We start from the raw sequence: 318 nt of genomic DNA, 5'->3' as shown, positions 1-318 counted from the left end.
AAGGTGCAAACTTAGTCTATACGGTCAGTTTGTCGGCAGCGACCAACGGACTGACTACGTATGCGTACACGCTCGGTGGCGGCAGCGCGACCGCGAGCAGTGATTACAACACGACCCCGGTGTTCAGCAATGGCGTCACCTTGGTCGGTGGTAATGTGATTGTACCGAGTGGTGTGACGGCCTTTACGGTCACCGTGAGCACGATCGACGACACCATTGTTGATTCTGCGACACCGGAAACACTGCCATTAGTTGTTGGCGGCGCGACGGGTATAGGCGGTATTCTCGATAATGAAAAGCCGACCATTACATCAGTGG

General features: G+C 54.7%; 1 protein-coding gene. It reads left to right on the top strand.

The features are described from left to right. A partial coding sequence (locus ACO0KZ_RS20505; protein ID WP_422998647.1) for a hypothetical protein occupies positions 1-318 on the top strand: 318 nt, incomplete at both ends.

It is taken from the genome of Undibacterium sp. Di24W, assembly GCF_049340325.1.
Taxonomy (GTDB): domain Bacteria; phylum Pseudomonadota; class Gammaproteobacteria; order Burkholderiales; family Burkholderiaceae_D; genus Undibacterium.
Note: the sequence above shows the minus strand (reverse complement) of the source record. Positions and strands in the feature narration are given on the sequence as shown.